General features: G+C 74.1%; 1 protein-coding gene. It reads right to left on the bottom strand.

Annotated elements, in window-relative coordinates:
- On the bottom strand, positions 1 to 239 hold a 239-nt coding region (locus tag O2W17_RS22195; protein ID WP_269194660.1), incomplete at both ends, for a hypothetical protein.

The following is a 239-nucleotide window of genomic DNA, read 5'->3' as shown; positions in this document are numbered from 1 at the left end:
GGTGACCGTCCGCAGCGCTCGGATCGTCCGCAGGGCAGCTGGCAGGACCGTCGTCCCCAGGGTGATCGGCCTCAGCGTCCGCAGGGTGATCGGCCTCAGCGCCCGCAGGGTGACCGGCCTCAGCGTCCGCAGGGTGACCGTCCGCAGGGCAGCTGGCAGGACCGCCGGCCCCAGGGTGACCGTCCGCAGCGCTCGGATCGTCCGCAGGGCAGCTGGCAGGACCGTCGTCCCCAGGGTGA

Origin of the sequence: Blastococcus sp. VKM Ac-2987 (assembly GCF_026967805.1) — a bacterium.
In the GTDB taxonomy this organism is placed as follows: Bacteria; Actinomycetota; Actinomycetes; order Mycobacteriales; family Geodermatophilaceae; genus Blastococcus.
Note: the sequence above shows the minus strand (reverse complement) of the source record. Positions and strands in the feature narration are given on the sequence as shown.